The organism is Kitasatospora sp. NPDC004289 (assembly GCF_053602875.1).
On the sequence record NZ_JBSGEL010000138.1, the window covers coordinates 1 to 8,722 of the forward strand.

Below are 8,722 nucleotides of genomic sequence, written 5' to 3' on the forward strand. Positions count from 1 at the left end.
GGGTGCCCCCCCCCGGGGGCGGCGGCCGTCGGTCCGTCCGGCACCGAGGGCGGGCACGGTGCCGCCCGGCCTGATCGCGTCGGCGGGCGGTCCGCACCGGTGGTTCCGCCGATCGGGCGGGGTCGGGTGGGGCGGGCCGGTGATCGTTCTCGGCCGTTCGCGTGACCTGGTGGGCGCTGGTTCCACCGCCCCGTGCCAGGCGCCGTTGACTGGCCTCCGAACGGTTCGCGCCCGCCGTGCTCGGCGCGGCGGGCCCCTACGGGAAGGACACCTTTCGTGAGATGGAAGCCGGGAGCGATCACCCTGGCCGGTGCCGTGGGAGCGGCCCTGCTGCTGCCCGCCCAGTCCCAGGCGGCGATGGCGCCGCCCGCCCCGGGGACCTACCGGGTGGAGGGCGTCTACCACCGCACGGTCTGCCTCTCGTACCGCAACTTCGACGACCAGAAGTTCGAGGTGGTCCTGGCCTACAGCGGCTGCCCCTCGGACGAGTACACCGACAACGTGTGGACCGTGACCTCCGACCAGCAGCTCAGGATCACCGGCAAGGGCAACCGGAAGACCGTCTGCCTCACCGACACCGGCGGCAAGGTCGCCGGTGCCGCGTGCGAGGGCGCGAACAAGAAGCAGAAGTGGTCCTTCGACAAGGACCGCAAGGTCCTCAAGCCCGTCGGCCGGGACGTGTGCCTGATGTGGCCCAGCGGTGACGGCACCGACACGGCCGTCACCCTCTGGCCGCTGGGCAAGTGCGGGCAGAACAACACCCGCACCTGGCTCACCCCCGCCAAGTAGGACGTCCGGCGGTGCCGGGAGCCGCACCGGCTCCCGGCACCGCCGGTCGGTGGTGCGGGGTCAGGTGGTCTTCAGGCACACCGCGTGGGCGGTGCCCACCCGGTCGCCCTCCTCCAGGTCACCGGACACCCAGCTCTTCTCCACGTCGTAGGTGGTCACCACCCAGCTCCGGCCGTCCGCCCAGCTCGCATCGACCCCCCACGGGGTCGGCAGGTCGACGCCGCCCGACACCGCGAGCGTGCCCTCGGGGCATTCGACCGCGGCGTACCCCTCCCACAGCTCCTGCTCGTCGTCCGAGACGTCATGAACGGTCACCGGTCCGGAGACGGTGACGAACTCCGCCGGCACCGCCTCCGAGGCGTGCGCCGTGGCAGCGCCGAGGAACGGCAGGAGCAGGGCAGCGGAAGCCGCTACGGCGGCACATCGTCGCATCATGGCCACAGCATCGGACGGGGCCTCCGCCCCGGGACCCGTTCTGCCTGCCAACAGCCCCCGGGAATCACCCGAAAGGGACCCGGGCGGCCACTCCCGCCGCCCACCCGGCCGCCGTCCGGAAGGCTGACGCCGTTGGGCCGAACGAAGGGGCGGGGGCGCGGCGCTGGCGCGCCCCCGTGGGGGGCCGCTGCTGTGATGGGGCGTCAAGCCGGTGGACCGAGAGCGGGAGTCGCCCTGTGAGCACGGTCGAGGAGCGGGTGCCACGGGCCGCGTACGTGAACCTGGTGGTGGCCACGGTCGGCTTCACGCTGACCTTCTGGGCCTGGAACCTGATCGCGCCGCTGGCCGGGGAGTTCGACAGGACCCTGCACATGTCCTCGTTCGCCCAGTCGCTGCTGGTGGCGGTGCCGGTGCTGGTCGGCTCGCTGGGCCGGGTGCCGGTCGGCGCGCTGACGGACCGGTACGGGGCGCGGCTGATGTTCCCGCTGGTGTCGGGGCTGACGATCCTTCCGGTGCTGCTACTGATTCCCGCCAAGAGCTCCTACGGGGCGCTGCTGGCGGTGGGCTTCCTGCTCGGCCTGGGCGGGACCACCTTCGCGATCGGCGTGCCGCTGGTGAACTCCTGGTTCCCGCCGCACAAGCGCGGCCTGGGCGTCGGCGTGTTCGGCATGGGGATGGGCGGCGTGGCGCTGTCGGGGTACGTCACGCCGCGGCTGTGGAAGCACGGCGAGGCCCTGCCGTTCACGGTGATGGCGGTGGCCCTCGCGGTGTACGTGGTGCTGGCCCTGCTGTTCCTGCGCGACCGGCCGGACCGGGTGGTGCCGACCGCCCCGCTGCCCGCGCGGCTCGCGGCGGCCGGGCGGCTGCGGGTGACCTGGGAGCTCTCGGCGCTGTACGCGATCGGCTTCGGCGGGATCGTCGCCTTCGGGGTCTACCTGCCGACCTACCTCAAGACCTGGTACCACCTCTCGGCCACCGACGCAGGGGCCAAGGCGGCCGGCTTCGCCCTGGTGACGGTGGTGTTCCGCCCGTTCGGCGGCTGGCTGTCCGACCGGGTCCACCCGGCCGTGGTGACCGCCTGGTCGCTGGCGCTCACCGCGCTCTTCGCCATCGTCCAGGCCTTCGACCCGGAGCTCAGCCCGGTCGGCACGATCGCCTTCCTGCTGATGGCGGCGGGCCTGTCGACCAGCAGCGGCGCGGTCTTCGCGCTGGTCGCGCAGGTCACGCCGGTGGGCCAGGTGGGCAGCGTGACGGGCATCGTGGGCGCGGTCGGCGGGCTGGGCGGCTTCGTGCCACCGCTGGTGATGGGGGCGGTGTACAGCGAGAAGGGCAGCTACTCGATCGGCTTCATGCTGCTCTCCGACCTGGCCCTGGCGGGCTGCGTCTACGCGGCGGTCCGAATGCGCTCCGTCCGCGCGGACGGCCCCTCCTGACGGTGCGTCAGCCCCGTGTAGCGGAGCGCGCGCCACCGGGTGACGACCCCGGCCCGGGGTGGGACAGTGCTGCCACAGCCGGGCGCGGTCCCGGGCGGGCCAGGGAGTCGGAGGGGGACACCGTGCCGAAGACGGGCAAGGGCGGGATCGAGTACGCGAGCGACAAGCGGGAGGCCGAGAAGCTCCTCAAGGAGTTCTGCCAGCGGATCGAGTACGACTTCGAGTGGATCACGGCCGCGACCTGGGCCACCACGGTCGACATCGCCCTCGACCCCGAGACCGGCCTGGAGACCGCCGAGAAGTCCCTGGTCGAGGACATGAACGAGAAGCGCGGTGCCCTCGCGAAGGGGCGCCGCCGCGACGCCATCGGCGCCAAGCGGTCGGCGCTGATCGCGCTGGCCGACGCGGACGACGACGGGTTCCGGACCAGCACCCTGGACCTGTTCCGCCAGGCCTGCGCCCAGTACATCGACGGCGGCCAGATCGACATGACCTTCAGCGACGCGCTCACCTCCGCGCAGTACGAGGTCCTGCGCACGGAGTGGACGCGCCTCGGCACGCTGTCGGGCCAGGTCGCCGCCTCGCCGTTCTCCCGCTTCGAGTCCCTGGAGGCCGAGGACAAGGACGCCAAGGGCAAGGGGTCGGTCGGCAAGACCCTGGCCACCCGCAAGGTGCAGGGCAACGTCTTCGTCACCGTGGTGACCGTGCGCTTCAACGTGCACGTGGACATCAGGGGCTGAGGAGAGCACGCCGGGGGCGCACCCGGTGCACACGAACCACCGGGTGTGCTTCCTGACGAACCGTCAATTTCCCTCCACCACCTGCCGGATGTCCTGCTTCCGCTTACGATCGGCCGAATGGTGCGTACGCGACGCCATTCAGGTGATGCGCCCGGCCCCGGCCCGGCGCGCCTTCCCGACCAGCGAGAGCAGGTTATGAGGCAGATACCGCAGCAGACGAGAGCACCCGTGCCGAAGAGGGCCGGGCGCCGGGCGGCCGGCCGGGCCGCAGCCCTGGTGGCCGCGTTCACCACCGTGACCACGGCGACCACCGTGGCGGCGCCCCCGGCCTCGCCGGCCGACGCGGACGGGTCGGTGACGGTCCGGGTGGTCCGCGCCGTCGACGACGACGGGACGTGGAGCCCGGCGCTGGAGCCGGGGCTGGCGGGGGTCACGGTCACCCTGACCGGGGCGGACGGGGCGGTGCGCACCGCCGTGACCACCGCCGACGGCACCGTGACGCTGACGCCGGAGGCCGGGAGCACCGGCGGCCGGTACCGGGTCGAGGTGGTCAATCCGAGGCCCGGCGTGCTCTTCCCGGCCTTCGCCTCCCGGACGGGACTGACGGGGGCACCGACCGCACTCAGCAGCAACGAGGAGTTCGTCGACCTCTCGGCCGGCCGCCAGGTCTCCTTCACCACCGGCCTGTGGAACCCCGCCGACTACTGCCAGGCGAACGCGCCGCTGGCCACCGCCTGTCAGCCCGCCTCGCTCGAACCGGGCACCAGCCGCACCCTGCTGACCTTCCCGTACCGCTCGCGCGGGGTGAACAAGGACGTCACGAACGTCTCCACCGCCGCCACCACCGGGAACGTCTTCGGCATCGCCTGGAACCGCGAGGACCGGCGGCTGTTCAGCTCCGCCCACGCCAAGCGGAACACCGCCTACGGCCCGGGCGGGCCGGGCGCCGTCTACGTCACCGACCCGGTGACCAAGGCGACTTCGCTCTTCACCACCGTCCCCGACGCGGGCTCCACCACCCACACCGGCGCCGACGACCCGGGCTTCTTCGCCCCGGTCGGCCAGGAGAGCCTCGGCGGACTCAAGCTCACCGAGGACGGCCGCGACCTGTACGTGGTCAACCTGCACGACCGCAAGCTCTACCGGTACGACGCCACCGCGCCGGCCGCCACCGAGCCCAAGGGCGTGTACCCGATCCCGGCGGCGGACTGCCCCTCGCCGGAGGACTGGCGGCCGTTCGGCCTCGGCGTGCAGGACGGCGTCGGCTACCTCGGCGGCGTCTGCTCCGGCGAGTCCACCCAGGAGGCCGGCGATCTGCGGGCCGTGGTGCGGCAGTTCGACCCGGCGACGGGTGCCTTCGGCACGGTCGTGCTGGACCAGCCGCTGGACCACCGGGGCACCCCGACCAGCTGCGCGGGCTACTTCTGGTACCCGTGGACGGACACCCAGCCGACCACCGGCACCGGGCAGGTCTGCAACGTCCACCCCGAGCCCGAGCTCGGCGAGATCGGCTTCGAGACCGACGGCTCGATGCTGCTGGTCTTCCGCGACCGGTACGCCGACCAGGCCGCCGCGTTCCCCGCCGAGGGCGGGCCGCAGCCCCCCGGCTTCGTCTCGGTGCTCGCCTCGGCCGACCTCAACAAGGCCTGCAGGTCCGGCACTTCGCCCGACGCCCGGTACGTGCTGGACGTCAACCTGGGCTGCGGCGCGACCGTCCGCAACAAGAACTTCTTCGACCAGCCCCGCCCCTACCCCTGGGGCCACCCGTACCCGGCCTTCGCGGGGCTGGCGCTCTCCAAGGTGGAGACCTCCGTCGCCACCTCCGGCTACGACGTCGCCAACAACATCGTCAGCGCGGGCACCATGTTCACCCTGCGCACCGGCGGTCCGGACCCGGGCTTCGGCCAGGAGCTGTCCGACGGCCGGTCGCGGTTCGGCAAGGGTGCGGCGATGGCCGACCTGGAGGTGCTCTGCGACCGGGCGCCGCTGCAGATCGGCAACCGGGTCTGGTACGACCCCGAGCGCTCCGGGCTCCAACTGCCGCAGCAGAAGCCGGTGGTGGGCGCGACGGTGAACCTCTACGACGCGGACGGCACGAAGGTCGGCAGCACCACGACCACCGCGCGCGGCGAGTACTACTTCGACGACGGCAACGTCACCGGCGGGCTGAAGGCGAGGACCGCCTACACCATCCGCCTCGACAACCCCGCGGACCACGCCGTGGGCGGGCCGCTGCACCACTGGGTGCCGACGGCGGCGAACGTCGGCGACAACCGCCTGACCGACTCCGACGGCACCGTCCCGCCGGGCGGCACGTACGTCGAGCGGGCGCTCACCACCGGCGGTCCCGGGCAGAACGACCACGGCTTCGACTTCGGGTTCCGGCGTCAGCTCGGCGCGCTGCGCCTGGTCAAGCAGGACCCGGACGGCAAGGTGCTGCCCGGTGCGGTGTTCCAGCTGTGGCGGGAGAGCAACGACACCGCGGGTCTGCAGACGGACGGCGGCAAGCCGGACACCGAGGTCGACGGCCCCTGCACCACCGGGGCGGACGGCACCTGCACCGGCCGAGCGGACCTGGGCGGTTACTACTGGCAGGAGCTCAGCCCGCCGCCGGGCTACCGGGCTCCCGACCAGCCGGTCCTCGGGCCGGTGGTGCTGGACGAGGAGCACCTCGACGCGGGCGTCACCACCACGGCGGTCAACACCCTGATCCCGCCGACACCGACACCGACGCCTTCGGTGGAGGTCCCCGTCCCCGTGCCCAGTCCGACGACGGCCACGACCCCGCCACCCGCTGTGCCGCAGCCCTCGGGGCCGCTGGCCAACACCGGCGGGGGCGGCAGCGCCCCGTACCTGGTCGCCGCGGGCGGCCTGCTGGTGGTGCTCGGCGCGGTGGTCCTGCTGGTGCTCAGGAAGCGCCGCACCGGCTGACACCCCGTCGGACACCCGGAACACCGGGGCCCCGGGAGCTTCCCCGGGGCCCCGCCCTTCCGCTGGAGAGGACGCCCCTGGATGCCGACCCACAAGAAGCGCCGCCGCACCGCCGTGGCCGCCGCCCTCGCGGCGGCGCTGCTCGCCGCCGGCGGGGTGACGGCCTGGCGGATGACCGACCGTCAGGAGCAGAGCCGCCCGCTCAGCAGCGAGGAGGCCTCCCGGCTGGCGCTGGCCCGCTTCACCCTCTACGGCCACGGCCCCGTCCGCGTGGCCCTCACCGCCTCGGCGGGCGGCGGCCTGGTGACGGAGGTGCACGGCGTGATCGACTACCGCACCCGGCACGCGGCGGGCGGCTACCGGGTCCACGGACCGGCCGGCACCGTGGACGAGGGCCTGGTGGTCTGGGACACCGGCGGGCTGGGCCTGGCGAAGCCGTCCGCCGGTGCGACGGGCCCGGCCTGGGAGCAGGCCGAGCACCTGCCGCGCAGTGCCTGGGCCTCCCGGCCGTTCGGCACCGACCCGCTCGACGCGGGCCTCGACCTGCTGGCCCGACTCGGCGCGGACCGGCCCGACAACCCCCTGCTGCTCGCCCAGTCCGGCCCCCGCTGGCTGGGCCGGGACCGGATCGACGGCCGCGCCCATGACCGGATCTCCGGCCCCCGCCCGCGCGACGCCGCCGACCGCGACACCGCCGCCTCCCCGCTCACCTACTGGATCGACGCCGACGGCGGCCTGCGGCGGGTCACCATGCGGATCACCGGGCTCGCCACGCCCACCGTCCTGGACCTGGAGGGGCCGCAGCCGGACGCCCGGCTGCCGCAGGCCCCCTGGGCGACGGTCGGCTGACGTGCGGTCAGACGCCCGTCGGCAGCGGGTAGGCGGCCGGGTCGACCGGGCCGGGGAGGGCGACGGCCGGGACGGCGGGGGCGTTCGGGTCGGGCATCGAGGGCTGGGCGGGCGGCGCGGGGACTTCGTTGAACGGCGTGCCGGGCGGGGCCTGGACGGCCGCCGCGCGGCCCCTGGGCACCGGGGCGGAGCCGTTCACCCCGCAGGGTGCCACCTGCTCCAGCCCCGGCGGGCTCTGGCTGACCGGCCCGTTGCCGGTGAAGCAGTTGCTCGGCGCGGCCGCCGCCCCGACCAGGTCCACCCCGTTGCCGGTGACCCGGTTGGCGGTGACGCGGTTGCCGCTGGCCGGGTGCCCGGGCGGGTCGGTGACCACCACGCCCGCCGACCGGTTGCCCGTCACCAGGTTGCGCTCCACCCGGTTGTCGACGCCGCCGCCGATCCCGATGCCGATGCCGAACCCGCCGTCGGCCTGCTGCGGCGAGTCCGCCGCGTTGTTGTCGGCCACCACGTTGCCCGCGATCACCGCGCCGTGCTGGGGGGCCAGCGACTCCAGGTCGTTGGAGTTGACGGTCACTCCGACCCGGTTGCCCACCGCCCGGTTGCCCACCACGGTGAGGTTCTCCGAGGCGTTGGTGATCTCGATGCCGACGGCGTTGCGCTCCACCGTGTTCCCCCGCACCAGGGTGTCGCAGGGCCGGCACTGGCCGACGTAGATCCCCGAGTCGGCCATCCCCGAGGCGTACGAGTCCTCGATGATCCCGCCGCGCGCGTCGAAGGCGTAGATGCCGTAGAGCGCGTTCCCGTACGAGGTGACCCTGGTCGCCCGGAAACCCTCCACCGGGGGGAAGCGGGTGGTGTCCAGCGGGTCGTACGCCGAGCCGCCCGCGCCGTGGCGCTGGAGCTTCTCGTCGGTGACGCCGGTGAACAGCACCCCGTTGGCGAGGTAGCCGCGCACCGTCAGGTTCTCCACCACCGTGCCCGCGCCGGTCGCGGTGATCCCGTTGACCAGCTTGAGCCCGCCGTCGAACACCACCGCGTTGCGGTCCGTGCCCCGCAGCACCACCCGGGGCCGGGTGATCCGCACGCTCTCCCGGTAGGTGCCGGGCGAGACCAGCACCAGATCGCCGGGCACCGCCACGTCCACCGCCCGCTGCACCGTCGGCAGATCGGCCGGCACCCGGATCACCGCCCCCGCCGGATGGCGGTCCGCGGAGTCCTCGCCGCCGCCGCCCGCCGAGCAGCCGGCCGCCGCCAGCAGGACCGGCACCGCCAGGCAGACGGCGGCCTGACGGATCATCACCTTCACCGAACCACGGAGGAATTGCATGGATCGTGTTCTACCGTCCGGGACGGACGGCATGCACACCGAACGCCCGAACCCGGAGGGCGTGCCGACCCCCGCACGCCCCCGGTTCGACCGGCGGACCCTGCTCACCGCGGCCCTCGCCACCGGGGTCGGGGCCGGGGCGGCGGGCGCGACCGCGTTCACCCGCGGCCGCGATGAGCGTCTTCGCGGCGGGCGGCAGCGTCGGCTTCTTCCTGGCA

At 74.0% G+C, this 8,722-nt stretch carries 8 protein-coding genes; 6 read left to right on the plus strand and 2 right to left on the minus strand.

The features are described 5' to 3' along the window. Nucleotides 1–276: 276 nt before the first annotated feature. A complete protein-coding gene (locus tag ACWEPF_RS39070) occupies nt 277–789 on the plus strand; it encodes a ricin-type beta-trefoil lectin domain protein (RefSeq protein ID WP_452176408.1) in 513 nt (170 codons plus the stop codon). 60 nt (nt 790–849) lie between these two features. Here ACWEPF_RS39070 and ACWEPF_RS39075 read toward each other — a convergent pair whose 3' ends face one another. Then, on the minus strand, nt 850–1,224 hold the full coding sequence (locus ACWEPF_RS39075) for a hypothetical protein (protein WP_452176409.1): 375 nt from the start codon (nt 1,222–1,224) through the stop codon (nt 850–852). A gap of 236 nt (nt 1,225–1,460) precedes the next feature. Here ACWEPF_RS39075 and ACWEPF_RS39080 point away from each other — a divergent pair, with 236 nt between their 5' ends. From ACWEPF_RS39080 to ACWEPF_RS39095, 4 genes are all read left to right on the plus strand, one after another. Continuing rightward, on the plus strand, nt 1,461–2,657 hold the full coding sequence (locus ACWEPF_RS39080) for an MFS transporter (protein WP_452176410.1): 1,197 nt from the start codon (nt 1,461–1,463) through the stop codon (nt 2,655–2,657). A 122-nt stretch (nt 2,658–2,779) separates the two neighbouring features. After that, the gene (locus ACWEPF_RS39085; protein WP_452176411.1) at nt 2,780–3,397 is read left to right on the plus strand and encodes a hypothetical protein; all 618 of its coding nucleotides are present in this window, start codon (nt 2,780–2,782) and stop codon (nt 3,395–3,397) included. 228 nt (nt 3,398–3,625) lie between these two features. Further along, nucleotides 3,626–6,328, plus strand: coding sequence for an SdrD B-like domain-containing protein (locus ACWEPF_RS39090; RefSeq protein ID WP_452176412.1), 2,703 nt, complete (start codon nt 3,626–3,628; stop codon nt 6,326–6,328). An 81-nt stretch (nt 6,329–6,409) separates the two neighbouring features. Beyond that, nucleotides 6,410–7,177, plus strand: a complete 768-nt coding sequence (locus ACWEPF_RS39095; protein ID WP_452176413.1) for a hypothetical protein — start codon at nt 6,410–6,412, stop codon at nt 7,175–7,177. A 7-nt stretch (nt 7,178–7,184) separates the two neighbouring features. Here the strand turns inward: ACWEPF_RS39095 and ACWEPF_RS39100 are convergent, their stop codons facing one another. Further along, a complete protein-coding gene (locus ACWEPF_RS39100; RefSeq protein WP_452176414.1) occupies nt 7,185–8,504 on the minus strand; it encodes a right-handed parallel beta-helix repeat-containing protein in 1,320 nt (439 codons plus the stop codon). Here ACWEPF_RS39100 and ACWEPF_RS39105 point away from each other — a divergent pair. Then, nucleotides 8,503–8,722: hypothetical protein (locus ACWEPF_RS39105; protein WP_452176415.1), on the plus strand; the 220-nt coding region annotated here is incomplete at its 3' end. The two genes, ACWEPF_RS39100 and ACWEPF_RS39105, sit on opposite strands and share 2 nt — an antisense overlap.

Bases quoted from the DNA above. Each gene is read 5' to 3' on its own strand.
- ACWEPF_RS39075 (WP_452176409.1), bottom strand. From the start codon at position 1,224: ATGATGCGACGATGTGCCGCCGTAGCGGCTTCCGCTGCCCTGCTCCTG.
- ACWEPF_RS39095 (WP_452176413.1), top strand. From the start codon at position 6,410: ATGCCGACCCACAAGAAGCGCCGCCGCACCGCCGTGGCCGCCGCCCTC.
- ACWEPF_RS39100 (WP_452176414.1), bottom strand. From the start codon at position 8,504: ATGCAATTCCTCCGTGGTTCGGTGAAGGTGATGATCCGTCAGGCCGCC.